Annotated in this window: 29 protein-coding genes; 5 read left to right on the top strand and 24 right to left on the bottom strand. The window is 61.7% G+C overall.

Annotation, left to right across the window (positions count from 1 at the left end):
• The 9 genes from ABJN75_RS21980 to ABJN75_RS21940 all read right to left on the bottom strand — a co-directional run.
• Positions 1–154: ATP-grasp domain-containing protein (locus ABJN75_RS21980; RefSeq protein WP_348441760.1), on the bottom strand; the 154-nt coding region annotated here is incomplete at its 3' end.
• A gap of 36 nt (positions 155–190) precedes the next feature.
• A complete protein-coding gene (mdh, locus tag ABJN75_RS21975; RefSeq protein ID WP_348441757.1) occupies positions 191–1153 on the bottom strand; it encodes a malate dehydrogenase in 963 nt (320 codons plus the stop codon).
• Between the two features lie 165 nt (positions 1154–1318).
• Positions 1319–2491 carry a cell division protein ZapE gene (zapE, locus tag ABJN75_RS21970; protein WP_348441756.1) on the bottom strand — a complete coding sequence of 391 codons (1173 nt, stop codon included), beginning with the start codon at positions 2489–2491 and terminating at the stop codon, positions 1319–1321.
• Positions 2492–2531: 40 nt separating this feature from the next.
• The gene (locus ABJN75_RS21965; RefSeq protein ID WP_348441755.1) at positions 2532–3065 is read right to left on the bottom strand and encodes a protease inhibitor Inh/omp19 family protein; all 534 of its coding nucleotides are present in this window, start codon (positions 3063–3065) and stop codon (positions 2532–2534) included.
• 166 nt (positions 3066–3231) lie between these two features.
• Positions 3232–3669 (bottom strand): hypothetical protein, encoded by a 438-nt coding sequence (locus ABJN75_RS21960; RefSeq protein WP_348441754.1) that lies wholly within the window; start codon positions 3667–3669, stop codon positions 3232–3234.
• 90 nt (positions 3670–3759) lie between these two features.
• Complete coding sequence (msrA, locus tag ABJN75_RS21955; RefSeq protein WP_348441753.1) at positions 3760–4362, bottom strand: peptide-methionine (S)-S-oxide reductase MsrA; 603 nt, start codon at positions 4360–4362, stop codon at positions 3760–3762.
• A 131-nt stretch (positions 4363–4493) separates the two neighbouring features.
• On the bottom strand, positions 4494–4835 hold the full coding sequence (locus tag ABJN75_RS21950) for a carboxymuconolactone decarboxylase family protein (RefSeq protein ID WP_348441752.1): 342 nt from the start codon (positions 4833–4835) through the stop codon (positions 4494–4496).
• A 94-nt stretch (positions 4836–4929) separates the two neighbouring features.
• On the bottom strand, positions 4930–6291 hold the full coding sequence (locus ABJN75_RS21945; protein ID WP_348441751.1) for an MFS transporter: 1362 nt from the start codon (positions 6289–6291) through the stop codon (positions 4930–4932).
• A gap of 130 nt (positions 6292–6421) precedes the next feature.
• Complete coding sequence (locus ABJN75_RS21940) at positions 6422–7372, bottom strand: LysR family transcriptional regulator (RefSeq protein ID WP_348441750.1); 951 nt, start codon at positions 7370–7372, stop codon at positions 6422–6424.
• Between the two features lie 90 nt (positions 7373–7462).
• On the opposite strand from ABJN75_RS21940, the gene ABJN75_RS21935 reads away from it, so the two are divergent.
• Positions 7463–8443, top strand: a complete 981-nt coding sequence (locus tag ABJN75_RS21935) for an NAD(P)-dependent alcohol dehydrogenase (RefSeq protein WP_348441749.1) — start codon at positions 7463–7465, stop codon at positions 8441–8443.
• 123 nt (positions 8444–8566) lie between these two features.
• On the top strand, positions 8567–9712 hold the full coding sequence (locus ABJN75_RS21930; RefSeq protein ID WP_348441748.1) for an aminotransferase class I/II-fold pyridoxal phosphate-dependent enzyme: 1146 nt from the start codon (positions 8567–8569) through the stop codon (positions 9710–9712).
• A 225-nt stretch (positions 9713–9937) separates the two neighbouring features.
• On the opposite strand, the gene ABJN75_RS21925 is transcribed toward ABJN75_RS21930, so the two are convergent.
• The 5 genes from ABJN75_RS21925 to ABJN75_RS21905 all read right to left on the bottom strand — a co-directional run bounded on the left by ABJN75_RS21925 (position 9938) and on the right by ABJN75_RS21905 (position 14076).
• Positions 9938–10717 carry a succinate dehydrogenase iron-sulfur subunit gene (locus ABJN75_RS21925; RefSeq protein ID WP_348441747.1) on the bottom strand — a complete coding sequence of 260 codons (780 nt, stop codon included), beginning with the start codon at positions 10715–10717 and terminating at the stop codon, positions 9938–9940.
• 15 nt (positions 10718–10732) lie between these two features.
• The gene (gene sdhA, locus ABJN75_RS21920; RefSeq protein WP_348441759.1) at positions 10733–12568 is read right to left on the bottom strand and encodes a succinate dehydrogenase flavoprotein subunit; all 1836 of its coding nucleotides are present in this window, start codon (positions 12566–12568) and stop codon (positions 10733–10735) included.
• 12 nt (positions 12569–12580) lie between these two features.
• Positions 12581–12970, bottom strand: a complete 390-nt coding sequence (sdhD, locus tag ABJN75_RS21915) for a succinate dehydrogenase, hydrophobic membrane anchor protein (protein ID WP_348441746.1) — start codon at positions 12968–12970, stop codon at positions 12581–12583.
• A 13-nt stretch (positions 12971–12983) separates the two neighbouring features.
• Entirely contained in the window at positions 12984–13379 is a 396-nt protein-coding gene (sdhC, locus tag ABJN75_RS21910; RefSeq protein ID WP_348441745.1) for a succinate dehydrogenase, cytochrome b556 subunit, read from the bottom strand.
• Between the two features lie 232 nt (positions 13380–13611).
• Complete coding sequence (locus tag ABJN75_RS21905) at positions 13612–14076, bottom strand: GNAT family N-acetyltransferase (protein WP_348441744.1); 465 nt, start codon at positions 14074–14076, stop codon at positions 13612–13614.
• A gap of 212 nt (positions 14077–14288) precedes the next feature.
• On the opposite strand from ABJN75_RS21905, the gene ABJN75_RS21900 reads away from it, so the two are divergent.
• The gene (locus tag ABJN75_RS21900) at positions 14289–14738 is read left to right on the top strand and encodes a hypothetical protein (protein ID WP_348441743.1); all 450 of its coding nucleotides are present in this window, start codon (positions 14289–14291) and stop codon (positions 14736–14738) included.
• Positions 14739–14775: 37 nt separating this feature from the next.
• Here ABJN75_RS21900 and ABJN75_RS21895 read toward each other — a convergent pair whose 3' ends face one another.
• Positions 14776–16011 (bottom strand): trypsin-like peptidase domain-containing protein, encoded by a 1236-nt coding sequence (locus ABJN75_RS21895; protein WP_348441742.1) that lies wholly within the window; start codon positions 16009–16011, stop codon positions 14776–14778.
• A gap of 192 nt (positions 16012–16203) precedes the next feature.
• Between ABJN75_RS21895 and ABJN75_RS21890 the strand changes: the two genes are divergently transcribed.
• Positions 16204–16365, top strand: coding sequence for a hypothetical protein (locus ABJN75_RS21890; RefSeq protein ID WP_348441740.1), 162 nt, complete (start codon positions 16204–16206; stop codon positions 16363–16365).
• Between the two features lie 100 nt (positions 16366–16465).
• Here ABJN75_RS21890 and leuC read toward each other — a convergent pair whose 3' ends face one another.
• The 4 genes from leuC to ABJN75_RS21870 all read right to left on the bottom strand — a co-directional run bounded on the left by leuC (position 16466) and on the right by ABJN75_RS21870 (position 18962).
• Entirely contained in the window at positions 16466–17875 is a 1410-nt protein-coding gene (gene leuC, locus ABJN75_RS21885; RefSeq protein WP_348441739.1) for a 3-isopropylmalate dehydratase large subunit, read from the bottom strand.
• 56 nt (positions 17876–17931) lie between these two features.
• Complete coding sequence (locus ABJN75_RS21880) at positions 17932–18057, bottom strand: hypothetical protein (protein WP_348441761.1); 126 nt, start codon at positions 18055–18057, stop codon at positions 17932–17934.
• A 47-nt stretch (positions 18058–18104) separates the two neighbouring features.
• A complete protein-coding gene (locus ABJN75_RS21875) occupies positions 18105–18650 on the bottom strand; it encodes an MgtC/SapB family protein (protein ID WP_348441738.1) in 546 nt (181 codons plus the stop codon).
• Positions 18651–18728: 78 nt separating this feature from the next.
• Positions 18729–18962 (bottom strand): hypothetical protein, encoded by a 234-nt coding sequence (locus tag ABJN75_RS21870; protein WP_348441737.1) that lies wholly within the window; start codon positions 18960–18962, stop codon positions 18729–18731.
• A gap of 95 nt (positions 18963–19057) precedes the next feature.
• Here ABJN75_RS21870 and ABJN75_RS21865 point away from each other — a divergent pair, with 95 nt between their 5' ends.
• Complete coding sequence (locus tag ABJN75_RS21865; protein ID WP_348441736.1) at positions 19058–20023, top strand: LysR substrate-binding domain-containing protein; 966 nt, start codon at positions 19058–19060, stop codon at positions 20021–20023.
• Here ABJN75_RS21865 and ABJN75_RS21860 read toward each other — a convergent pair.
• From ABJN75_RS21860 to ABJN75_RS21840, 5 genes are all read right to left on the bottom strand, one after another.
• A complete protein-coding gene (locus ABJN75_RS21860) occupies positions 20005–20640 on the bottom strand; it encodes a class I SAM-dependent methyltransferase (RefSeq protein ID WP_348441735.1) in 636 nt (211 codons plus the stop codon). The genes ABJN75_RS21865 and ABJN75_RS21860 overlap by 19 nt on opposite strands.
• A gap of 83 nt (positions 20641–20723) precedes the next feature.
• Positions 20724–20999, bottom strand: a complete 276-nt coding sequence (locus ABJN75_RS21855; RefSeq protein ID WP_348441734.1) for a hypothetical protein — start codon at positions 20997–20999, stop codon at positions 20724–20726.
• Positions 21000–21153: 154 nt separating this feature from the next.
• On the bottom strand, positions 21154–21972 hold the full coding sequence (locus tag ABJN75_RS21850) for a hypothetical protein (protein WP_348441733.1): 819 nt from the start codon (positions 21970–21972) through the stop codon (positions 21154–21156).
• A 202-nt stretch (positions 21973–22174) separates the two neighbouring features.
• Positions 22175–23002, bottom strand: coding sequence for an amino acid ABC transporter permease (locus tag ABJN75_RS21845; protein ID WP_348441758.1), 828 nt, complete (start codon positions 23000–23002; stop codon positions 22175–22177).
• A 139-nt stretch (positions 23003–23141) separates the two neighbouring features.
• Positions 23142–23626: transporter substrate-binding domain-containing protein (locus ABJN75_RS21840; RefSeq protein ID WP_348441732.1), on the bottom strand; the 485-nt coding region annotated here is incomplete at its 5' end.

The raw sequence follows: 23626 nt of genomic DNA, 5'->3' as shown, positions 1-23626 counted from the left end.
CGGCATGGATCTGGCTCTTGACCACATAAAGCGGACCTGGCAGCGACTTCGCCGCCGCTTCCGCCTCGTCGGCAGAGAAGATGGCGACCCCTTCGGCCACCGGCGCTCCAAAACCCTTCAAAAGGGCCTTGGCCTGGTATTCATGGATGTTCATGGGAACTCCTGGATTGAGGGAGCGGGCAGGCCGCGCTTACTTCAGGTTCGGGGCAATGGCGATGCAGGCTTCGCAAAGCCCCGCGACCGATTCCACCGATTTGTCGAAGGCCTTCTGTTCGGTCTTGTTGAGCTCGATCTCGATGACCCGCTCGATACCGCCAGCGCCGATGACGCAAGGCACACCGACATACATGTCTTTCACGCCATACTGGCCCGACAGGTGGGCGGCGCAGGGCAGAACCCGCTTCTTGTCCTTGAGGTAGCATTCAGCCATCAGGATTGCCGAGGAAGCCGGCGCGTAATAGGCCGAGCCGGTCTTCAGCAGCTTGACGATCTCTGCGCCGCCATCACGGGTGCGCTGGATGATCTCCTCGAGCTTTTCCTTGGTGGTCCAGCCCATCTTGATCAGATCGGGAAGCGGAATGCCGGCAACCGTCGAGTAACGCGCCAGCGGAACCATGGTGTCGCCGTGGCCGCCAAGCACGAAGGCTGTGACGTCTTCGATCGAGACATTGAATTCCTCGGCGAGGAAATGCCGGAAGCGGCTCGAATCGAGCACGCCGGCCATGCCGACAACCTTGTTCTTCGGAAGGCCCGAGAATTTCTGCAGCGCCCAGACCATCGCGTCGAGCGGGTTGGTGATGCAGATGACGAAAGCGTCGGGAGCATATTTCTTAATGCCCGCGCCGACCTGTTCCATCACTTTCAAATTGATGCCCAGCAGATCGTCGCGGCTCATGCCCGGCTTGCGGGCGACACCGGCGGTGACGATGCAGACATCGGCGCCTTCGATCGCGGAGTAATCATTGGCGCCGGACATGCGCGCGTCGAAACCTTCGACCGGAGCCGACTGGGCGATATCGAGCGCCTTGCCCTGCGGTGTGCCCTCGGCAATATCGAACAGGACGACGTCGCCCAGTTCCTTCAAACCGGCCAGATGGGCGAGCGTGCCGCCGATCATGCCTGAACCAATCAATGCAATCTTATTGCGCGCCATATCGAAAATCTCCGCAGGTCGTTGTGCTGAGGAACCCAAGCTCGCGCCCGGCCCCGATTTCGGCATTTCGAATAGACGGTATCATGGAAACTCGCAACTCAAACTTTCGATACCAGGATTTTCAATCGGTTAGCTTTTAAAATTCTTACGTAAACGTCAAAGTTATCATTGCCCGTCAGTCGCTTTCGCAGCTTGGCCGGCGCGGCTCGCCTCCAGATAGGCGGCACTTTGCATTTCGTTGAGCCGCGAGGCGGTGCGGGCGAATTCAAAACTCTCGGTCCCGGACGAGCCCTGATACAGGCCATCCGGATCGGCTTCCGCCGAGATGAACAACCGGTTCTTGCGGTCATACAGCGTGTCGATGAGGATGATGAACCGCTTGGCGGCATTGCGTTGAGCCTGGTTCATCACCGGCACCCCCTCGACAAACACCGTATGATAGCGCTTCGATATCGCCGCATAATCGGCCGCCCCGAGCGGCGCCTCGCACAGATCGGCGAAGCTGAACCGCGCGGCGCCCCCGCCTGCCTGCGGCACATCCACCTCGCGACCCCTGACCCGGATGTGGTCGGGTGCTGCAAGCTTGCCGGCAGTGACCTGCTTCCAGGCCAGATCCATGAGGTCGTCGCTCTCGCCTTGGCCCAGGCGATGATAGACCGGCAGCCGGGTTGTGGTCTCCATCCGGTAATCGGTGCGCGCATCGAGGTCGATGACATCGACATGATCCTTGAGCAGCGCGATGAAGGGCAGGAACAATTGCCGGTTCAGCCCGTCGCGGTAAAGCTGACCGGGCTCGACATTGGAAGTCGCCACCAGCACGCAGCCACGCTTGAACAATTGCTCAAACAGCCGCGACAACAGCATCGCGTCGGCGATGTCGGTGACCGAAAACTCGTCAAAGCACAGCACCCACGCCTCGCCGATCAACTGTTCCGCCACTGGCGGCACAGGATCGGTTTCCTTTGTTTCGCCATTCTTGAGCTTCTGGCGATGGGCATGGATACGGGCATGGGCATCGGCCATGAAGTCGTGGAAATGCGCCCGCCGCTTGCGCCTGGCCGGAACCAGCTCGAAGAACATGTCCATCAGCATGGTCTTGCCACGCCCGACCTCGCCGAAGACATAAATCCCGCGCGGTGGCTTGTTGGATTTTTGCCGGCGCGCGAACATCCAGCCGAGCGCGCTCGACTTGGTGGCAAGCCGCTTGCTGGAGAGCTCGTCGAGCAATGTATCGAGCCGCCGGGCCAGTTTCACCTGTTCGGCATCGTGAGAAAATTCGCCGCTTGCGACCCGTGACTCATAGGCGCTCGCAACGGTATCGAGTTTCTTCCAGCTCATCACGCGAGCCTATCGCGCCGCAGGGCGACGCGCCTTTATCTTAGCGGGAAAGCGAGATCGGCTGACCGGTTGCGGTCGACCCGTCATAGCGCTCGTTGGCCGACTGGTAGAGCCGCGCAACCTGGTTACCGCTCGAATCGGCCAGGATCACCTGTTTGCCCTGCACATCCCACGCCGAGATCGCGGCAGCATTGCCGACACAGCCGCGCGAGGCGGCGCGATAGCCGCCGGTCCATTTGGTCAGCGACAGGAACACATCACAGGTGGTTCCCCCGGTGCCCGCCGACCAACGGCCGATCAGCGCTTCACGCGTCAATTCGGGAGCATTGGCGCTCGCCACCTGCGGTGCGGTGGTCTCAGTCGGAGTTGTCGGCGCCTCGGGAAAGGCCGTTGCCGAATTTGCGCCGGTGCCCATGCCGGGAGGCGGGAGCTGGCCTGACTGCACGCCACCAACCGGCGCCGGCATCAAGGGTGCCGGCTGCTGCTGGGTGTTCATGCCGCCGAATGATGTCCGCTGACATCCGCCAAGTACCGCGGCAACGGCGGCAGCGATCAGCAAGGTTTGCATCTTCATAAGTAAGCTCCGGTTAGGCGAAACACAGGCTTCGCTGTTCGTCCCATTAAAATGCATAAAATGGTTATAGAATGGTAATTGCAAGGCACACAGTTGCCTGTACATGGCCAGTCAGGCGAAAATCCGACATGGATTCCTTCCAATTTCCGGGGTTGCGGCATTTTTGTCACCTGCGGATCTGCTTTCCGGGCACCCAGACATAGCCATGCGGATCGACGATGAAACATTCGCGCAACCCGTGCGGCTTGTCGAGACTTCCCGCCAACACATGGTCGCCACGCGCCCTGGCCCGTGATTCCGCCTTGTCAGGGTCAAGCCCGTAGATCCGGATCTCTACACCGGCGCCGCGGGTTTCGGACCCTGCGACAATGCCTGACAGGGGATGGCTGGCATAGGCGTGATCGGCATGCAGCATGAACACCGAGCCACAGACTTCCAGCGCCGCGAAATCCTCGTCGCTGTCGAGAATCATGGCGCCGAGACAATCACGACAGAAGGCGAGTTCGGCCTGCATGTCGCTGACCAGCAGATTGACGCCAATTCCGCGCGGCAGCGAGCGGCCGAAATCTTCCGCCGGCATCCACGGCTCCTTGCTGCGTTTCATTGCCATCATGCTCTCCCGTTCCCGATCAGCCCACCGGATCGAGACTTGGCCAGGGCTGTGATGATGTCAATGCCGGCGCGAGAACGGCCGCTATTTGTCGAGGCCGGAATAGGCTTGTCCGCCCCAAAGTGTTTTCACCGCCGCGTCGCGGCCGCAGGCGCGGCGGTAGTAGGTGTAGCGAACCGGGCTCTTCTCGTAAAAATCCTGATGGTAGTCTTCCGCCGGCCAGAACGTCGCGGCCGGTTCAATGCCGGTGACCACCGTCCTGCCCAGCGTCTTTTCGGCTTCCGCCCTGGCTGCTTCGGCCTGGGCTGCCTGATCTTCATTCAAGGTGTAGATGGCGGTGGTGTAGCTGTGACCGCGATCACAGAACTGGCCGCCATCATCGGTCGGGTCGACGGTCCGGAAGAACGTCCTGAGCAGGTCCGAATAGGTCACGACTGACGCATCATACCTGATCTGAACCGCTTCCCGGTCGCCATTGGCAACGTGGGTTTTGTAGGTTGGGTTGTCCTTTTTGCCGCCGATATAGCCCGAGATGGTTTCGGTGACGCCTTTGACGTGGTCGAAATCCTTTTCCACGCACCAGAAGCAGCCACCGGCGAAAATCGCCACCTTGGTGTCTCCCGCACTGGCCGGAATGGCTGTCAGGGCAATGGTCATAAACGCGGATGAAAGCAGCAATCTTAGCATGATGATCTCCTGTGTCAGCGGATACCTAGCTCAGGCCGCGCATTTCTCAACACACGCTTCCGCACAAAGCCGTGAGCGCCGCAACACCCGCTTCGACCAGGTTCAGCCCTGTCAGGCCAGAAGCCGGAGATTCAGCCAACCGCGTCAAACACATCCAGCGCCTCGGCGCCGTAGATCATCGACGGGCCTCCGCCCATATAGACCGCCACGCCGATGGTCTCGATAATCTCCTCGCGGGTGGCGCCGTATTTGCGTGCTGCCTTGGCGTGAAAGGCGAGGCAGCCATCGCAGCGCGCGGTGATGCCTATGGCCAGCGCAATCAGTTCCTTGGTCTTGGAATCAAGAGCGCCCGGCGCGATCGCCGCCTGCGCCAATTGCCCGAATCCCTTTGATTGCTCGGGCATTGCCTTGCGCAGCGCCGCCATGCGCGCATTGGACTGATCGATGAAGGACATCCAGTTGGTCTCGGCCATGTAAGTTTCCCTTTTCTGCTGATCTCGGAAGCCACACCTAGCAGCACGAGCGGCAGACGGATTTGATTGCGGTCAAACCGGCGGCAGGTAACGGCTATCCGTGCGACGGCCAGACCCGGTGCTCGTCATCAATGACGAAGACATGGCGATGGCGCACACCCGACGCCGGGCCTGGAGCCGGGCCCGGTGCCGGATTGTCGCGCAGATGGGGATGATCGGGCGGCAGATCGGCATGGTCATGTTCCACCACCAGCGTGTCGTCCGCCGGCCAGACCGCGATAGCGGCGACCACCCCGGCGAAGGCGATCACACCGAGAACCGCCATGGCTTCGGCAAGACCAAGCGTGCTGCCTGCCCAGCCGGCGATCGGATAGGTGATCAGCCAGCAGACATGCGACAGGGTGAATTGCGCCGCGAACAGGGCCGGCCGGTCTTCCGCATGCGACGAGTTGCGCAACATACGGCCGGATGGCGTCAGGATTGCCGCATAACACATGCCGCTGATCCCCCAGACCAGAAGAAACACGCCCCAGAACGGCAGGCCATACAGCATCTGATACAATGCGTGAGCCAGCGTCAGACCGGCCAGCAGCAATCCCGCTGCCACCATGACCTTCCGGTCGGCAAGCGTGTCGAGCAATCCTGGCAACGCAAGGGCGGCAAGCATCGACCCTCCGCCGAAGGCTGCCAATGCCAGAGCGACTTCCGTGTCACCCGCGCCATACGAGCCGCGAACCACGACAACGGTGTTGACCAGAACAAAGGCGCCGGCCGCCGCAGCCGTGAGATTGAGCGCCAGCAGACCCCTTAGCCGGGGCGTGGCAACATATATTCTTATGCCTCGGGTCAGGCGATCGAGAAACGGACGTGCTTTCGCAACGGCACCAGACAAGCCGATGTCGGTGCCCAACACCAGCAACGCCGATCCGACGAAGCCCAGCACCGTGAAGCCGAACAACCAGTGATAGCTGATGAAGGCCAGCAGCAGAGCCGCCAGCGCCGGGCTCAGCAGGTTCTCCAGATCATAGGCCAGCCGCGACAGTGATAACGCCCTGGTGTAATCGCGCTCGTCGCTCAAAATGTCGGGAATGATCGCCTGGAACGCCGGCGTGAAAGTGGCCGAAGCTGCCTGCAGCACGAAAATCAAGGCGTATATCTGCCATATCGCATCGATGAACGGCAGCATCAGCGCAACCAGCGCGCGGACAATGTCGGCTGCAATCAACACCCGCTTGCGCGACCAGCGCCCGGCCAGCGCATTGGCGACAGGCGCCAACCCGACATAGGCGATCATCTTGATGGCGAAGACGGTTCCCAGCACCGCTCCGGCCTGATTGCCCGCCAGATCGTAGGCGAGCAGGCCAAGCCCCACGGTGAGCAGGCCAGTGCCGGTCAGGGCAATCACCTGGGCCGCAAACAGGCGGGCATAGGCAGGGTTCTTGAGCACCTCGATCATGCGACGAGCCTAGCAGATTGCAAGCCATCGCTGATAGGGCTCAAAGCGGGTACCGCGCTATGTTTCTTATGCAGACCGAGCGGTTTTCCCGCGCTGGCAACGGGTCCCTGTCCGGGCCACGCGCCGCCGGTTATTGCGCGCCCCCACCGTCTTCCACCAACCGGTCCCTGTATGCGGTTTGCTCCGGCCGTTCATGGCGGCCAAGTTCGCTGGCAACAAGATCAAACACCAGTCGCACCCGCCGGCTGGTGTGGACTTCCCGGTGCGTGACCAGCCAGACCGGGATCACGATCGGATCAACATCCGGCAGCACCTGAACCACGGCGGGCTCGGCGTCACCGATATCACTTGTCATGATGCCGATGCCAAGCCCTTGCCGCACATGACTCCACTGCACCAGATGGCTTTCCGACAGGATCGGGAAATTCTTCGCCGTCAGCGTCAACCCGAACCGCGTCATTGCGGCAATGAATTCGCCCGAGCGGTTAAACCCGATGAAATCCGCGCCGGACAGGGCTTGCGGGGTCTGCGGATTGCCGATGCTTTCGAGGTAGCCGAGCGTCGCGTATATCCGGCCGTCAATGTCACGGATCTTGCGGGCCACCAGATTGGGCTGGGTTGGCCGGTAATTGCGGATGGCGATGTCGGCCTCGCGCCGCCTCAGATCGCTCTCGGAATTGGTGGCGACGATCTCGACATCGATCCCCGGCGCCATCTGCCTGAGTTTTCCGATGATGGCCGGCAGCCGGAAGGCCGCATCGACTTCGCTGGCGCTGATCGACACTGTGCCCTCGATGGCCTGCGCCTTGCCCGACGCGGCAAGCGACATCCGCGCCGCCGCCTCGCCCATGCCGCGGACATGATCCATCAGGTCGAGCCCGCTCGGTGTCAGTGTCAACCCGCGCCCCACCCGCTCGAACAGCGCCACGCCAAGTTCCTGTTCCAGTGCCGAGACCTGACGCCCCAATGTCGGCTGCGCCATCCCCAGCGCCCGCGCCGCCGCCGACAGCGACCCTTCCTCGGCGGTGACCAGAAACGCCCGCGCCCGGTTCCAGTCGAAATTGACAGCTCTCCAATCCATGCATAAACGCATATCATATCGGCGTATTTGGTCAATTTCTTCTGCTTCTTCGCATGATTATGGTTTCCGCATTAATCGGAGACATCGATCATGGAAGCCATCATCTATTCCAGCTACGGGCCACCCAGCGTCCTCACCCGGGCTGACCTCGCCAAACCTGTTCCGGCACAGGACGAGATACTGGTCCGCATTCACGCCACCAGCGTCACCTCGGGCGACTATCGCGCCCGCAGTCTCGACATGCCGCCGGGTTTCGGCTTGATCGGGAGACTGGTGTTCGGGCTGTTCCGCCCGCGCCGGCAAGTGCTGGGCACCGAGTTCGCCGGCGTGGTTGAACAGGTGGGCAGCAGCGTCACGCGCTTCAAGCCGGGCGACCGGGTGTTTGCCTATCCCGGCGCTGGCTTTGGCGGCTATGCCGACTATGCCACCATCAGCCAGAATGCCGCGATTGCCCATGTGCCCGGCAATCTCGATCTTGACGAGGCAGTGGCAATATCCTTCGGTGGCGCGACAGCGCTCAACTTTCTGCGTGACAAGGGCGGCATCGAATCCGGCGACCGGGTGCTGATTATCGGCGCGGCGGGTGGCGTCGGCAGCGCTGCGGTGCAGGTGGCCAAATCCTTCGGCGCGCATGTCACCGGGGTTGCCTCCAGCGCCGGCCTCGACATGGTTCGCGCGCTTGGTGCGGACACCGTGCTGGACTACACCAGGGACAATGCCGCCAGCGCAACAGATGCCTACGACATCATTCTCGACACCAGCGGCACCGCAACCTATGCAAAATATGGCGCGGCACTGAAGCCCGGCGGCAGGCTGCTTCTGGTCTCGGCCAATCTCTGGCAATTGCTCGGCACCCTTGCTGCCCGCAAGACCGGCGGCCGCAAGGCATCCGGCGGCTATGCGCCGGAACGCGCCGAAGATCTGCGCTACCTCGCCGAGCTTGCCGCAAACGAACGGTTCAGGCCGCATATTGACCGGCGCTTCCCTTTCGGGAAAATGGTCGAGGCCCACACATATTTTGAAAGTCCGGCAAAAAAGGGCAACGTCGTGGTCGTTCTCCAGCCAGGTTGAAGCCGCCGTTCGGGCCTGTTCGGGAGAACATTGAAATTTGACTTTGGACGTCATAGACACCAGCAAAGCCCGGATGTTCCGGTCCGGAAATCTGGCGGATTTGCCAGGGAAAGATGACGCCGCATGACTCTCCCCAACGATCTCAAGCCTTCCACCATCGCAGCCCAGGCCGGCGGCGCCATCGACACCACGAGCGGCGGCGCCGTGCCGCCGATGCAGCCCTCGACCACTTTTGTCCGCGACGAGGACTATGCGCTGGTCAATCCCGACAACATCTACCTGCGCGACAATTCCGACATTGTCCGCATCGCAGAGAACGTGCTGGCGCGATTGGAGAACGCCGAGGAGGCGCTGCTGTTTCCCTCCGGCATGGCGGCAATCGCGGCGCTGTTCCGCACCCTGCCCAATGGCGCCACCATTGTCATGCAATCCGGGATCTACTGGGGCACGACCAAATGGCTGCGCGATTTTTCCGCCCGCCGCCAGATCGCCCTGCATGAGGTCGATGCCGCCGATCCGGCCGCACTTGAACAGGCCTGTGCGGACCACACCCCTGATCTGGTCTTCATCGAAACGCCGTCAAACCCCTGGTTGAAGACCGTCGACATCGCCCATGCGGCGAAATGCGCCCACCAGGCCGGCGGCTTGCTGGCGGTCGATTCCACCGCCGCCACCCCGATATTGCAGCAACCGCTCGAGCTTGGCGCCGATATCGTCATGCATTCGGCCACCAAGGCGATCAACGGCCATTCCGATGTGCTGGCAGGCGTTCTGGCCACGTCTGCCCCGGCTGCCAAAATCTGGACCGACATCAAGGCCGACCGCCACGACGCCGGTGCGGTGATCGGTCCGTTCGAAGCCTGGCTCTTGCTGCGCGGCATGCGCACCTTGCCGCTCAGAATGGAGCGCATGTGCCGCTCGACGCTGGAGATCGCCGACTATCTGAGCAAGCATCCGAAAGTGGCCGAAGTCTATTATCCCGGCCTTTCCAGCCACCCCGGCCATGACATCGCCACCCGGCAGATGCGGGGCGGTTTCGGTTGCCTGTTCTCGTTCCTGGTCAAGGGCGGCGCGGCGGAAGCATTGGCCGTTGTCGGCAAGCTCAAACTGTTTCACCGCGCCACATCACTCGGCGGCGTCGAAAGCCTGGTCGAGCACCGCCACACCATCGAACCCCACACCGGCATTCCCGAAAGCCTGATCCGCGTCTCGGTCGGCATCGAGGATGCGGGCGACCTGATCGCCGATCTGGCGCAAGCACTGGGGTAGGTGGACTCGGAGTTCCTCAATCTCCCCCCTTGCGGGGGAGATGTCACGAAGTGACAGAGGGGGGTGACCCCGCCCGCTCTGAACTTGCCTTGCTTACCCCCTCTGTCGGCTAGGCCGACATCTCCCCCGCAAGGGGGGAGATCAGGAGACGCAGGTCTCCAGTCACATTCGGACAAAAAAGGGGAGCCTGAGCCCCCCCTTTACAGCGTCTTATCTCGGCCGGGCCTACACCCGGCGCTCGACCATCATCTTCTTGATTTCGGCAATCGCCTTTGCCGGATTCAGGCCCTTGGGGCAGGTCTGGGTGCAGTTCATGATGGTGTGGCAGCGATAGAGCCGGAACGGATCCTCGAGATTGTCGAGCCGCTCGCCGGTGGCTTCATCGCGCGAATCGATCAGCCAGCGATAGGCCTGCAGCAGCACGGCGGGGCCGAGATAGCGGTCGCCGTTCCACCAGTAGCTCGGGCACGAGGTCGAGCAGCAGGCGCACAGGATGCACTCGTAGAGACCATCGAGCTTGGCCCGGTCTTCGTGGCTCTGCTTCCATTCCTTCGCCGGCGTCGGCGATACCGTCTTCAGCCACGGCTCGATCGAGCGGTGCTGGGCGTAGAAATTGGTCAGGTCCGGCACCAGATCCTTGACCACCGGCAGATGCGGCAGCGGATAGACCTTCACCGCGCCGTCAATCTCGTCGAGACCCTTGGTGCAGGCCAGCGTGTTGGTGCCGTCGATGTTCATCGCGCAGGAGCCGCAGATGCCCTCGCGGCAGGAGCGCCTGAGCGTCAGCGTCGCGTCGATCTTGTTCTTGATCCACAACAACCCGTCGAGCACCATCGGCCCGCAATCGTCGGTGTCGATGTGGAACGTGTCGATGCGCGGGTTCTCGGCATCATCCGGCGACCAGCGGTAAATCTTGAATTCGCGGGTGTTCTTCGCACCTTGCGGCTTCGGCCATACCTTGCCGGCCTTGGGCTGCGAATTCTTCGGGAGTGTGAGTTCAACCATGGTCTCTGTTCCCTATCAATACACGCGCGCCTTGGGCGCGATCTTTGCAAGATCGATGCCTTCGGCGATGAGGTCGGTGTGGACCGGGCGGTAGTCGAGTGTGACCGCGCCCTTGTCGTCCACCCAGGCCAGCGTGTGCTTGCGCCAGTTCTCGTCGTCGCGTCCGCCGAACGGGCCACCGACATAGTCTTCGCGGGCGTGGCTGCCGCGGCTTTCCTTGCGGGCTTCCGCGCCATGCACCGTGGTGATGGCGCAGGCCATCAGGTTTTCCAGCTCCAGCGTTTCCATCAGATCCGAATTCCAGATCAGCGACCGGTCGGTGACCTTCACATCCGCCAGTTCGGTCCAGATCTGCGAGATCCGTTTGCAACCCGATTCGAGCGATTCCTGGGTGCGGAACACAGCGGCGTCTTCCTGCATGGCGCGCTGCATCTTTTCGCGCAGGTCCGCCGTCGGTGTCGGGCCGTCAGCATGGCGCAGCCGGTCAAACCGGGTCATGATCCTTGCAAACGATGCTTCGTTGACGCCGGGGACCGGCGACGCGCGATCAATCACTTCGCCAGCGCGGATAGCTGCGGCGCGGCCGAACACCACCAGATCGATCAGCGAGTTCGAGCCGAGACGGTTGGCGCCGTGTACCGATGCGCAGCCGGCTTCACCGACCGCCATCAGGCCCGGCGTCACCCGGTCAGGCGCTTCGGTGGTCGGGTTGAGCACTTCACCCCAGTAATTGGTCGGGATACCGCCCATGTTGTAATGCACCGTCGGCAAGACCGGGATCGGCTCGCGGGTGACGTCGACGCCGGCGAAGATCTTGGCGCTTTCCGAGATGCCCGGAAGCCGCTCATTGAGCACCGCCGGATCAAGGTGATCGAGATGCAGGTAAATGTGGTCATTGGCCTTGCCGACGCCGCGACCCTCACGGATCTCCATGGTCATGCAGCGCGAGACAACATCACGTGAAGCCAGGTCCTTGGCAGACGGCGCATAGCGTTCCATGAAGCGCTCGCCTTCTGAATTGACCAGATAGCCGCCTTCGCCACGCGCCCCCTCGGTGATCAGGCAGCCTGCGCCGTAGATTCCGGTCGGGTGGAACTGCACGAACTCCATGTCCTGAAGCGGCAGGCCGGCACGCGCAATCATGCCGTTGCCGTCGCCGGTACAGGTGTGCGCCGATGTTGCCGAGAAATAAGCCCGGCCGTAACCGCCGGTGGCAAGCACCACCATCTTGGCGGAGAAGCGGTGAATGGTGCCGTCGTCAAGATTCCAGGCCACCACACCGGTGCAGCGGCCATCCTCTTCCATCAACAGATCGAGCGCGAAATACTCGATGAAGAATTCGGCATTGTGCTTGAGCGACTGGCCATAAAGCGTGTGCAGGATGGCGTGGCCGGTACGGTCGGCCGCGGCACAGGTGCGCTGCACCGGAGGGCCTTCGCCGTAATTCTGCATGTGCCCGCCGAACGGGCGCTGGTAGATACGGCCATCCTCGGTGCGCGAGAACGGTACGCCGTAATGCTCGAGCTCATAGACCGCCTTGGGCGCTTCCATGGTCAGATACTGCATGGCGTCGACATCGCCGAGCCAGTCAGAGCCCTTGACGGTGTCATACATGTGCCACTGCCAGCTGTCGGGCGTCATATTGGTCAGCGAGGCCGCGATGCCGCCCTGTGCTGCAACCGTGTGCGAGCGGGTGGGGAACACCTTGGAGATGCAGGCGGTGCGAAACCCCTGTTCGGCCATGCCGAGAGTTGCACGCAGGCCGGCGCCGCCGGCCCCAACCACAACCACGTCATAAGAGTGATCGACAATCGTGTAGTCGCGTCCGCCAATGTTGACGCTCGACGTCATTACCATGGTCTGTCAGCCTCCGAAGCCGAGTTTGAGAACCGCAAACAGCGACACGGCGCCCACTGCGATTGCAAAGAAAGTGTTGAGGATCAGAAGGCTGATTTTCATGCCCTCGGCATGAACATAGTCCTCGATGATCATCTGCATGCCGAGCTTCATGTGAATGACGCCCGAAATCACCACCAGCCCCAGCAGCACCGCGACCAGCGGGTTGGACAGCGCGCCCACCACCACCGCGTAGGGTTCGCCATTGTAGGCGATGATGAACAGGATGAAGAACCCGATCAGCGGCACATTGGCCACCGCCGTCAGCCGCTGACGCCAGAAATGATCAGTGCCTTCCCTGGCCGATCCGAGCCCGCGCACCTTCGAGAGTGGCGTCCGCATGTTTTTTGTGTCCATGGCTCTCTGTCTCCTAGAAGCGGGCCGCATAACCGGCGATCCAGATCAGGATCGTCAGGATGATCGAGCCGGCAAGTGTCGCCCACGCCATCTTGGTCGAGGTCTGCGGATCGAAGCCGCGACCGGTATCCCAGATGAAGTGTCGGATGCCGCCAAGCATATGGTGCACAAGCGCCCAGGTGTAGCCGAACAGCACAAGCCGTCCGAGAAACGAGCCGAATATGCCGTTCACCCATTCAAAATAGGCCTCGCCCGACGCCGCCGCCACCAGCCACCAGGCGACCAGCAGTGTGCCTGCATACAGCGCCATGCCGGTGACCCGGTGCACGATCGACATCACCATGGTCGGAATTTGCTTGTAGATGGTCAGATGCGGCGACAGTGGCCGGTTCTGTGAAACATTGGTCATAGGGACCTTGTCCTTCTTTCCCTCAAGGAATGCCACAGACAGGTTCCGCAAGGCGGGGCCGGTGGCCGTGACAGCGTTTTAGTGTCTTATGTGCACCGCGTCAAAGCCCGGTTTGTGTTTCATGCCAAGCCTTTGGTCGAAAACCCATCGGCATGATCGGTCAAGCCGGCGGTTCAATCGTTTCAAACCGGGCTATCGCCGCTGGCGAAGTCTGGCCGAGCGATGAAATCAATCAGTTCGACTGATCGAAACGTATTTCCCAACTGGAAAAATCCGCCTTGGTGGCGATCTTTTCGTAGAGCTTGCGGCCCTCCTCGGGCAGCCGCGGCGCATTGAGAATGATTCGCTCCCAGCCGTGCGCGTCGCCTTCCTCCACCAGCATGTCAATCATTGCCTGGGCAATGCCCATGTTGCGGTGCAGGTGACTGACATAAAGATGATCGACCTGGCCGACCCGCATGCCGGTGACCGGATCGGGCAAATCGTAAAATACGACGAATCCGACCAGTTCGCTATCGAGCCGCGCCCCGAAGATTTGGGCAACACGGTCCTGCAACAGCGTTTCGGCGTAATAATCATCCGGCCGGCGCGGCGCGCCGCGCTTGAGCGACTGCACATAGGCGGCGAGTAGCGGTGAGAAATGATGCGCATCGTTGAGGCGCAACAGCGAAATGTCGATTTTGTCTGGCGTGTTCATGGCCGGCATGTTTCGTCGAAACTTCGCTCATGGTCAAGCCTGCCGAAAGTCGCAAGCCGCAAGCCGCACCGCCGGGTCTTAAGGTTAACAAGCAATTGCCGAAGCCGGTGGGTGACTTGCAGCCCGCCCTGCGACACAATAGTGCCGATTTCGCCTGCGATGCTCGCTGCCTCGACACCCCGCCAGGCCGCGGCAACCAAGAGGACCACGCCATGATCACCAAGTTTGCCTCTCATACGGCCAGTCGCGCAACCGGCCGCGCCATCGCCGGCAAGTTCGCGTCCCGCATGGCACTGACGCTTGGCATCGGCGCGATGGTCGGGATCGGCGCTACTTTTGCCGCCCCCGCCGGCGCCACCGAACTGCAGATGCCGTCTGCCAAATCCAGGTTGCTCCGGGACCGCGACGACGTCACCATCATCATTATCGACAAGCAAGACCGCCGCCGCTCGCGCTCGACATCGCCGGCAAAGCTGGATCTGGACACGGTCCCGACGCCGCCCAGCAGCAAGATCAGGCGCGATGAGGACGAGGTCAGGGTTTACATCAAGCGCAAAACCGGCGGCGCCAGGAAGACCAAGAAGCCCAACCCGAAAGTGATTATCGTCGACCAGAATCGCGGCGGCTGCGGTAACAGCGGCGTCTGCGTCATCCGGCCATAGGAAGGCTCGCATGGAAAATGCGCGCGGAACGGCGGCATTACCATTTTAGTCCGCTGATCGACGCCCAACCTTTCAGCCCGCGCCAGTCGATCTGGCACCACGGTTTCCTCGTCCGCCCGTCAACAGCCTGATGGCAAGTGGCGGGAAATACAACGACATCAACAACGCCTGCGGGAATCGATCCGATAATTTCGTGGCTTAGGCCAGCGCCAAAACGCACATTGAGCTTGTTTTCAGAAATCGGCCGGGGAACCGACGCGATCACGTAAGGCATTGCGGTTGACGCCCCTGCGGGCAATGACACCGGCCTATCTTGAGCAACTGGTTGGTCTGCTGGAGAAACAGCAGTGCCGGATGATCCAAGCCGAGCCAGGATGGCCGCAATTGCTGTGCCGCTGTTGAACGAAGAGTTGGCGTCGCCGGTCAGCCCGCCTGAATGGTGCAGGGCCACCACTTTATGGTCATTGTTAAAAATAAGCGAACCGGAGCTTCCGCCGAGGGTATCGCAACGGTGGCGGAACTCACTGCCGCGGTAGTGATTTCCAGCGTAGGCTTTGCAGCGGAAACGGGTTAGCCGCAGCGGCAATCCCGCAGGATGGTGATAGATGACCAGCGATGCATTGGGCTGGACTTTGACGGGATCCAGCTCAACATGGCCATATGTCCTGCCCGGCTCTCCCCGCACCGCAAGGACCGCAAAATCAAGGTCCCGATCCGCATAGACCGGATTGATGTCGACCTCATAGACATCGACCTGCTCCTGGTCTTCACGCAGATATCCCATATGGACGACAGCTTCTAGAACAGTGCCATCAAAGCCCGGAATGCAATGGTAATTGGTAATCAGGCGGGTATCATCAATCAGAGTTGCCGTGCAGGTCCCGACGCCTTCTGAACCATCGGAATTTTCAATCAGCATCGACAATCGCCCGACAGGTCTGGAGCGTGCGCGAAACGCATCGGTTTCATTGAACTCGGCAAGAGGCTCAAAAACACCGTTCTGCTGCGAGCGGATATAATCATCATTGCCGCCCAGCGACTGGTTAAAGCTTAGACGCGCTTGTCCAAACTGGCTGGCGGGAAACTGATCTTCCTCGGACGCTGCGGCAAATCCGGGAAACACGATACAAACCGCAAGCGCGGCTGAAGCTGCCCTTACTCCAGTGAAAATGCCTCTGCAAATACCCATTCTCAGCCCCCTCTTGCCTTTCTGTTCAAGCGAGCCAGATTCAAGGCCGGTTGTAAACCCCGCCTGAAGCTCGGCAAAAAGCAATCTATAGCCGTTCAGTAAGGGCCGGCAGCGGAGTCAAACTTCAAAAGATTCTACCGCACCTGTGCCGCAACGGCACAGCTGCGGCATATTTGGGAATCCGTGAAGCCGGAGGTTAATCCTGTTGCCAGGTTCAGCGTAACCTGTGAGCACCATGGGCGGGGATTGTCCTCCCAAGTCCAAGGAGGGAGTATCATGCGATCAACAGCCTGGAATACTCCGATCACCATCGATGATCCCGAGACAGGGCTACACCGGACGGGCATGCGAAGAGGTCATCCATGGCGATGCAGCCCCCGCAAGGTCCGCCACGCCTTCATCGCCGCCGCGATCGAGGCGCATCTGCACCTGAGCTGACGCCGCCACGCACAGACCCATACGAACGAACCCGCCGATCGCTCGTCGGGTTCTTCTATTTCAGCCAGTCAGCCCGCGTGGCAGGCAGAGTGGAGAAAACCTATTTCCACTCGCGAATGTCGACGAAATGGCCGGCAACAGCTGCGGCAGCCGCCATTGCAGGCGAGACCAGATGGGTGCGGCCCTTGAAGCCCTGACGGCCTTCGAAATTGCGGTTGGAGGTCGAGGCGCAGCGTTCGCCCGGCTTCAGCCGGTCATCATTCATCGCCAGACACATCGAGCAGCCCGGCTCACGCCACTCAAAGCCCGCGGCGAGGAAGATCTTGTCCAGCCCCTCGGCTTCCGCCTGTTCCTTGACCAGGCCAGAACCCGGAACAATCATCGCTTCAACGTTGGCATTGACGCTCTTGCCCTCGACCACCTTGGCCGCGGCGCGCAGATCCTCGATCCGGCCATTGGTGCACGAGCCGATGAACACCCGGTCGATGGTGATGTCGGTGATTTTGGTGCCAGGCTTGAGACCCATGTAATCCAGCGCCCGCCATTTTGACGTCCGCTTGGCTTCGTCCTTGATGTCGTCGGGATTGGGCACGGTACCGGTGACCGTGATCACGTCTTCGGGCGAGGAGCCCCAGGAGACGATCGGCGGCAGCGTGGCGGCATCAAGCCGGACGATCTTGTCGTAATGCGCGCCCTCGTCGCTGACCAGCGATTTCCAGTAGTCGACCGCCATGTCCCAGGCCTTGCCCTTGGGCGAGCGCGGACGGTCCTTGATGTACTCGAACGTCTTCTCGTCGGGCGCGATCAGGCCGGCCCGCGCCCCGCCTTCGATGGTCATGTTGCACACCGTCATGCGGCCTTCCATCGACAAGGCGCGGATCGCCTCGCCGGCGAACTCGATGACATGGCCGGTGCCGCCGGCGGTGCCGATTTCGCCGATGATGGCGAGGATGATGTCCTTGGCGGTGACGCTTTCGGGCAATTCGCCGTTGACCTCGACCAGCATGTTCTTGGCTTTTTTCTGGATCAGCGTCTGGGTGGCCAGCACATGCTCGACCTCCGACGTGCCGATGCCGTGCGCCAGCGCGCCGAATGCGCCATGGGTCGACGTGTGGCTGTCGCCGCAGACGATGGTTGTGCCGGGCAGCGTGAAGCCCTGCTCCGGACCGACGATATGGACGATGCCCTGACGCTTGTCGTTCTCGTTGAGATATTCAACGCCGAAGTCGGCGGCGTTGGTGGCCAGCGCCTCGACCTGGATGCGGCTTTCCTCGTTCTTGATGCCCTCATGCCGGTCGGGTGTGGTTGGCACGTTGTGATCGACCACGGCCAGCGTCTTTTCCGGCGCGCGCACGCTGCGGTGTGCGGTGCGCAAGCCTTCGAACGCCTGCGGGCTGGTCACTTCATGAACCAGGTGGCGGTCGATGTAGAGCAGGCAGGTGCCGTCATCCTGCTGATTGACGATATGGTCATCCCAGATCTTGTCGTAGGTCGTGCGTGGTGCGGTCATGGTGGAGTCCTTGGCGATAACAGGCGAAGTGTGAAAGTGAGCGAGGCGGGTGCGGCTCAGGCCGATAGGCGGGCGCGACCGGCCCGGACGCCGGAAATCCAGGCGAAGAACCTGGCCGGCAGGCGCTTGGCGTCCTGCAGCACAATGGTCTTGTTGGCCTGATCCTGAAACAGCGCTTTCATGCTCTGGCTCATACCAGCATCTGTCGACCTTGGCAATCTGGACCGGCTTAACCGCCGCTTGCTTCGCTCTCGCCTCCGGGCGCATCGTCTTGCAGCTCCGCTGACGAACGCCCGGTCTGTTTCAGCGCCGTCCCGAATTCAAGACGGCGCACCAGCGCCAGCACGATTGCCCCGAACAGGCAGGCCATCAGAGCCAGCGACCAGAGTCCCAGCCCGGCGGCAAGTCCGGTGGCGCCCGCCAGCCACATCCCCGCCCCGGTGGTCAGGCCCTGCACCTTGCCGCGCCGCAGCAGGATGGTGCCGGCGGCGAGAAATGCCACGCCGGCGGTGATCGCCTCGACCAGCCGCAACGGGTCGGTGCGGATATGGTCACCGGAGAAGATTTGCATGGTAGTCATTTCGATGGTGATGACAGCGAACATCGCCGCAGCCAGCGAGATCATCATGTGGGTCCGAAATCCGGCTGGCCGTTGCGCCATCTCGCGCTCGAAACCGAGGATGCCGCCCAGGCCTGTGGCGAGCAGCAGCCGCGCGGCGATCACCTGCCAGGGCAGCTGCGTCGAGCGGGAAAATTCTTCAAGCAAGGCATCCATGCAGCATCAACGCAGCAACCGCCGACCGGTTCCTCCTGCTATCGCACCGGCCTGGGCCGTTGGGTGAGCAGAGTCAGGTCAAGCCAGCGGCTGGCCGGTTTCGAGCATTTTCCGGTAAAACGCCGTGCGGACGTCGCCCACCCCGATACGCCCATCCGTTGGCAGGCCGATGTCACGTCTGAAGCAGTCATCCACTCCTTCGGGCGGCAGCTCCGCGCGGCGGGATCCCGCCAGCGCCAGAAACCAGCACAGAAATTCGTGTCCGCAACGCAGCGCAAAACCACGCCGCGAAGCGGGTTTGCCATCGCGCATTGCTATTTCCTTTTAATGTATCGTGAGGTTAGATTGCCGATGTACCGGCTGTTTTTCCAACGAAATTACAATCTGCACCCATAAAGAGAACTTATATGAAACTGTCCAGAAAGTTTCCGCTCAACGCCTTGCGCGTGTTCGAGGCAGTCGCCAGACACGGCAGTTTTTCCCGTGCGGCAGATGAGCTGGGCATGACACAAACCGCGGTGAGCTATCAGATCAAGCTGCTGGAAGGCATCCTCGGTGAACGGCTTTTCCTGCGACAGCCGCGCCAGATCGTCAACACGGAAGCGGCCGAGCGCATGCTGCCTAATGTCGGCAAGGCGTTTGAATTGCTCGAAGAAGCCATGCTCTCGGCCAGCGAAGTTTCCAACGAGACGCTGGAAATCCATTCCTCGCCCACCTTCGCCTCGCACTGGCTCGCCCGCAATCTCGGCAGCTTCCAGCTCGACTGGCCCGCCATTGCGGTGCGCCTGCTCAGGGTCTCCACGATCACCGATTTCAGCCGCGATCCCGCCGACATCTGCATCAGATGGGGCATCGGTCCGTGGCCGGATGCCGAATGCCATCTCCTCGGCCGGTTTTCCTATGCGCCGATGCTCAGCCCCGCGCTTGCCGCAAGCGCCTGCGGCGGGATTGCAAAACCCGAAGACCTGCTGCGCCTGCCCATTATCGGCGCCCAACAGTCATCGTGGCTGAAATGGTTCGCCACGAGCGGCGTCGATACGCCTGACCTTTCAGCTCACAAGCGGCACAATTACGTCGAGCAGGACCTGTGCGCCAATGCAGCGCTGGCCGGCCATGGCGTCAACCATATCTATTTTGCCGAAGACCTTGCCACTGGCCGTCTTGTCGCGCCGTTCAATCACCATTGCAGCGATGACATCGGCATCTGGCTGGTGCATCCGGTAATCCGTCGCAACACGCCGAAAATCCGGGCGTTCCGCGAATGGATCACCAATACGGTTGCAGCCGACATGCAACGAAGCGAGCCCGCTCCGCCGGTCAATACAGCCACCGGAGACGGCACTTCAAAACCCGCTCAGGCCAGCACTTCGTAGACGAAGGCCGTGACCAGCACCTCGGGCTCATCAAGCGCGAAGGCCCGGAACGGCGGGCTTTGCTCGATCTGCCGCCAGACGCCGCGCGCGGCGAGATCGGTCATCACCGCCGCAAAACCGCCGCTGTCGACAATTTTGTCGCGCACGGTGAACACCGCGATCCCGCCCGGCCTGGTGATCCGGCACAATTCGGTCAAGCTGGATGCCGGCGCATGGCCTTCGGTGAACACCCCGGTGGCCAGGAAGGCGGCGAAATGATTGTCCGCCCAGGGAAGCGTCTCGCCCAGCGTGGCCCGCTTGAGACCATCATAGGCACCGCGCGAGCCGGCGAGCTTCAGCATGTCTTCGGAAAAATCCAGGCCCTCGACCGCCCCGTATCCCAATGCCTTGAGATAAGGCCCGGACAATCCGGTGCCGCATCCGGCATCGAGCAGCGGCCCGGTGTCCGGCTTGACGTAGCGCGACACCCAGGCCAGCACCTGGAATGGCAGGCAATAGCCCGAGGCAAGCGTGTCGCGGTCATAGCCGGCGGCCCAGGCCGCGTAGGCCGCGTTAAGCTCGTCGGCGGACCTGGCGGCATAGACCTGTTCCAGCGCATCATTGCCGTATTCAGCCATTGTCGTTTTCCGTTTTCAAGGTTGCCGCGGCTGCAGGATGCACCAGCGAGTGAAGCACATTCAAGTGCAAGACGCGCGTCTCGTCACCGGGAATTGTCGAGCTGCATCTGGAAATAGCGCAGTTGCGCCTCGGGCACCTTGTCGACATTGACCCGGCCCTGACGCAGTTCGCGCAGAAACATCGCCTCGGCATTCGGCTGGAACTCGAAATTCGGGTTCATCTGTGGCGTCATGATTCGATCATAGAGCCTGCCCGACTGGATGGCGTCGAGCCTGCGCCCGACGCCATCGGAATCGGCCGAGGCGATTGCGGGAAGCAGAACCGCGCCCACCAGGGCAATCAGGAGTGTGCGTTTCATAAGGAAGTCCCTTCGGCGGTTCTTGTCGATACTGTCATCTTCTATGTGGGACCGGTCACCCGCACCGCCAAGGGTTTTGCCGGAAAATATCCGAAAACGGCGATGATGCCGGCCGGGCGCAATTGGATGATTTGCAGCCGGGACCGAACAGCGGCTAGCGCCGGTGATCGCCATCGGCCTGATCAAAAGCTATTCGGGTGCCGGCGCGGCGGGCGCGGCCCGACCCGTCAAGGGCAAGCGCATAGACCAGCACCAGAAAGACGATCAAGTTGATCAGGGTTGCCAGCGACACAACCAGATCCGGTCTGCCGGTGCCGGGCGGCAGCCCCGCGAACACCACGCCGCCGGCAAGCGAGACCGGGAAATGCAGGATGCCGCGGATGCTGTGCAGCGTTGCCGCCGGGATGCCCAGATGGGCCGACAGCGTCAGGATCAGGCCCGAGCAGATCCAGATGCTGGTGACGATGTAGAGCAGTCCGATCGGGATGCTGCGATACAGTCTGGTCCGCGCAATCGATCCGCCGAACCCCGGAAGATGTTCAACATCGAAACACAAGAGCACGCCGAGCGCCAGCAAGGGCGTCAGCTCGAACAGGCTCCACCGCGGAAACACCAGCAGATCAGCGCTCACATCCACACCCCATGGGCTGGCGAGCACCAGCAGGGCAGGCAGGTTCGGCGCAAGCAGGGCCACCGGCAACAATGCCCACCATCGCGACCCGAGCGCCAGACCGCGCCGGTAGAACGCGAATGTCCCGGCCAGGACCGCACCCAGCAGCAGCAACGGCTGCAGCCACAGGCCGATCACCGGAGCCATGCCGCCGCAGATCCCGCCGCTGACACAGCCCTTGCCCGCGATCACCGGAACCACGAACCACAAGGCCTGGCCGATGAAGACGGTGCCCAGTGCAAGCAGGCCGGTGAAGACAACGAACCAGGTCGCAAACTGTCCGGCGGAAAATTTTTCAGGCACGTCTACACCTCTGGAGGGTCAATCTCCGGGCAACCTGCAGACAGTCTGCTAACAGACCCCTAAGTTGCAGCGATTTTTGTGCTGCAACGTCAGGCTTTCTGCCGTGTCGACGGAATTTCCAGCTGAATTTGAGGGGGTTTGCGACAGATCCGGTCACCTGTGTTGATCGCCCCAAGGCATGCAAAGATGCTCCGGCGCGACCCTACCCGCTGCCGCCCGTCCGCTCGGCCTCGGCATTGCGCAGGCGTTTTTCCAGCGCCCTGAGCCCCAGCGACAGCCCGACGGTCAGGAGCAGATAGACATAGGCAACGATCGAGTAGGTTTCGAAAAACCGGAACGAGCCGGAGGCGTAGACCTTGCCCATTTGCGTCAGGTCGGCGACACCCAGCACCGAGACCAGCGACGAATCCTTGATCATGGCGATGAAATCATTGCCCAGCGGCGGCAGGATGGTGCGGATCGCCTGCGGCAGCACGATGAAGCGGAACCGCTGCACCGGCGTCAGACCCAGCGCCTTGGCGGCTTCGATCTGGCCGCTGTCGACTGCCAGGATGCCGGCGCGGAACACCTCGGAGATGAAGGCGGAATAGCCGATGGTCAGCGCGATGATCGCCCGCCACAGCAGCGACACGTCGCGCACCGAGAGCGGATCGGCAAGCCCGGCCTTAATCAGCGGTGTGAGCAGGAAATTCCAGGCGGCGACGAAGCCGGGTGCGCCAACAAAGGCGATGTAGAACAACAGCACCAGGATCGGGATGCCGCGGATGATCTCGACGTAGAACCGGGCGATCTGGCGCAGCAGCAGATGTTTGGACAACCCCATGATTGCCAGCACAAGGCCGATGGCGGTGGCCAGCGCGAAGCCGACCAGCGTGACGAACACGGTGATGCCGACGCCTCTGGAGACGATCCTGAAAATCTGGCTGTAGAGATCGTTGACGGCGATCTGGATGGCGAGAATGAGCGCAATCGCCGCCGCCAGCGCCAGCCACCAGGGGAAGTCGGCTTTCTCGTTTGACCCGGGCGGCACGGTCACAGGCTGAAAGTCTCCGGCAAGCCAAGCGCCAGGCCGGCCCCCCGTTCCCACGCATGATAATCCATGTGCAGCCCGGCGACGCCGTCAAGCGCGCCGGGCCTGTCTCCATCGAACATGGTCGTCTCGACTGGCATCAATCGCCAAGCTTGTAATCGAGGAACCACTTCTTGTTCATGGCGTCGATGGTGCCGTCGGCCTTCATCGATGCGACCGCCGCATTGACCGGACCCACAAGCTCCGAGCCCTTGGGGAAGATGAAGCCGAAATCATCGCTGCCCAGCGGTCCGCCAACCAGCTTGAGCCCGCCATCGGAGGCCTCGACATAGCCCTTGCCCGCGACGCCGTCGGTCAGCACCATGTCGACATCGCCGGTCTTGAGCGCCTGCACGGTGGCGCCGAAGGTTTCCATCAGCTTGATTCGCTTGTTCTGCTCGTCGCCATCGAGCACATCATAGACCGCCACATAGAACGGCGTGGTGCCCGGCTGCGCGCCGACCAGACCATCCTCGAAGGCTGCGAACGAAGCCGCGTCGTCAAACCGGTCCTCGTCGCCGCGCACCAGCATGAACATCTCCGAGCGCATGTAGGGCTCGGAGAAATCGACCTTCTCCTTGCGGT

It is taken from the genome of Hoeflea sp. (assembly GCF_039975035.1).
In the GTDB taxonomy this organism is placed as follows: Bacteria; Pseudomonadota; Alphaproteobacteria; order Rhizobiales; family Rhizobiaceae; genus Hoeflea.
Note: the sequence above shows the minus strand (reverse complement) of the source record. Positions and strands in the feature narration are given on the sequence as shown.

What these genes read in the sequence shown, in the direction of transcription:
- mdh (WP_348441757.1), bottom strand. Translation starts at nt 1,153, where the DNA reads ATGGCGCGCAATAAGATTGCATTGATTGGTTCAGGCATGATCGGCGGC.
- zapE (WP_348441756.1), bottom strand. Translation starts at nt 2,491, where the DNA reads ATGAGCTGGAAGAAACTCGATACCGTTGCGAGCGCCTATGAGTCACGG.
- ABJN75_RS21965 (WP_348441755.1), bottom strand. Translation starts at nt 3,065, where the DNA reads ATGAAGATGCAAACCTTGCTGATCGCTGCCGCCGTTGCCGCGGTACTT.
- ABJN75_RS21960 (WP_348441754.1), bottom strand. Translation starts at nt 3,669, where the DNA reads ATGAAACGCAGCAAGGAGCCGTGGATGCCGGCGGAAGATTTCGGCCGC.
- msrA (WP_348441753.1), bottom strand. Translation starts at nt 4,362, where the DNA reads ATGCTAAGATTGCTGCTTTCATCCGCGTTTATGACCATTGCCCTGACA.
- ABJN75_RS21950 (WP_348441752.1), bottom strand. Translation starts at nt 4,835, where the DNA reads ATGGCCGAGACCAACTGGATGTCCTTCATCGATCAGTCCAATGCGCGC.
- ABJN75_RS21945 (WP_348441751.1), bottom strand. Translation starts at nt 6,291, where the DNA reads ATGATCGAGGTGCTCAAGAACCCTGCCTATGCCCGCCTGTTTGCGGCC.
- ABJN75_RS21940 (WP_348441750.1), bottom strand. Translation starts at nt 7,372, where the DNA reads ATGGATTGGAGAGCTGTCAATTTCGACTGGAACCGGGCGCGGGCGTTT.
- ABJN75_RS21935 (WP_348441749.1), top strand. Translation starts at nt 7,463, where the DNA reads ATGGAAGCCATCATCTATTCCAGCTACGGGCCACCCAGCGTCCTCACC.
- ABJN75_RS21930 (WP_348441748.1), top strand. Translation starts at nt 8,567, where the DNA reads ATGACTCTCCCCAACGATCTCAAGCCTTCCACCATCGCAGCCCAGGCC.
- ABJN75_RS21925 (WP_348441747.1), bottom strand. Translation starts at nt 10,717, where the DNA reads ATGGTTGAACTCACACTCCCGAAGAATTCGCAGCCCAAGGCCGGCAAG.
- sdhA (WP_348441759.1), bottom strand. Translation starts at nt 12,568, where the DNA reads ATGACGTCGAGCGTCAACATTGGCGGACGCGACTACACGATTGTCGAT.
- sdhD (WP_348441746.1), bottom strand. Translation starts at nt 12,970, where the DNA reads ATGGACACAAAAAACATGCGGACGCCACTCTCGAAGGTGCGCGGGCTC.
- sdhC (WP_348441745.1), bottom strand. Translation starts at nt 13,379, where the DNA reads ATGACCAATGTTTCACAGAACCGGCCACTGTCGCCGCATCTGACCATC.
- ABJN75_RS21905 (WP_348441744.1), bottom strand. Translation starts at nt 14,076, where the DNA reads ATGAACACGCCAGACAAAATCGACATTTCGCTGTTGCGCCTCAACGAT.
- ABJN75_RS21900 (WP_348441743.1), top strand. Translation starts at nt 14,289, where the DNA reads ATGATCACCAAGTTTGCCTCTCATACGGCCAGTCGCGCAACCGGCCGC.
- ABJN75_RS21890 (WP_348441740.1), top strand. Translation starts at nt 16,204, where the DNA reads ATGCGATCAACAGCCTGGAATACTCCGATCACCATCGATGATCCCGAG.
- leuC (WP_348441739.1), bottom strand. Translation starts at nt 17,875, where the DNA reads ATGACCGCACCACGCACGACCTACGACAAGATCTGGGATGACCATATC.
- ABJN75_RS21880 (WP_348441761.1), bottom strand. Translation starts at nt 18,057, where the DNA reads ATGAAAGCGCTGTTTCAGGATCAGGCCAACAAGACCATTGTGCTGCAG.
- ABJN75_RS21875 (WP_348441738.1), bottom strand. Translation starts at nt 18,650, where the DNA reads ATGGATGCCTTGCTTGAAGAATTTTCCCGCTCGACGCAGCTGCCCTGG.
- ABJN75_RS21870 (WP_348441737.1), bottom strand. Translation starts at nt 18,962, where the DNA reads ATGCGCGATGGCAAACCCGCTTCGCGGCGTGGTTTTGCGCTGCGTTGC.
- ABJN75_RS21865 (WP_348441736.1), top strand. Translation starts at nt 19,058, where the DNA reads ATGAAACTGTCCAGAAAGTTTCCGCTCAACGCCTTGCGCGTGTTCGAG.
- ABJN75_RS21860 (WP_348441735.1), bottom strand. Translation starts at nt 20,640, where the DNA reads ATGGCTGAATACGGCAATGATGCGCTGGAACAGGTCTATGCCGCCAGG.
- ABJN75_RS21855 (WP_348441734.1), bottom strand. Translation starts at nt 20,999, where the DNA reads ATGAAACGCACACTCCTGATTGCCCTGGTGGGCGCGGTTCTGCTTCCC.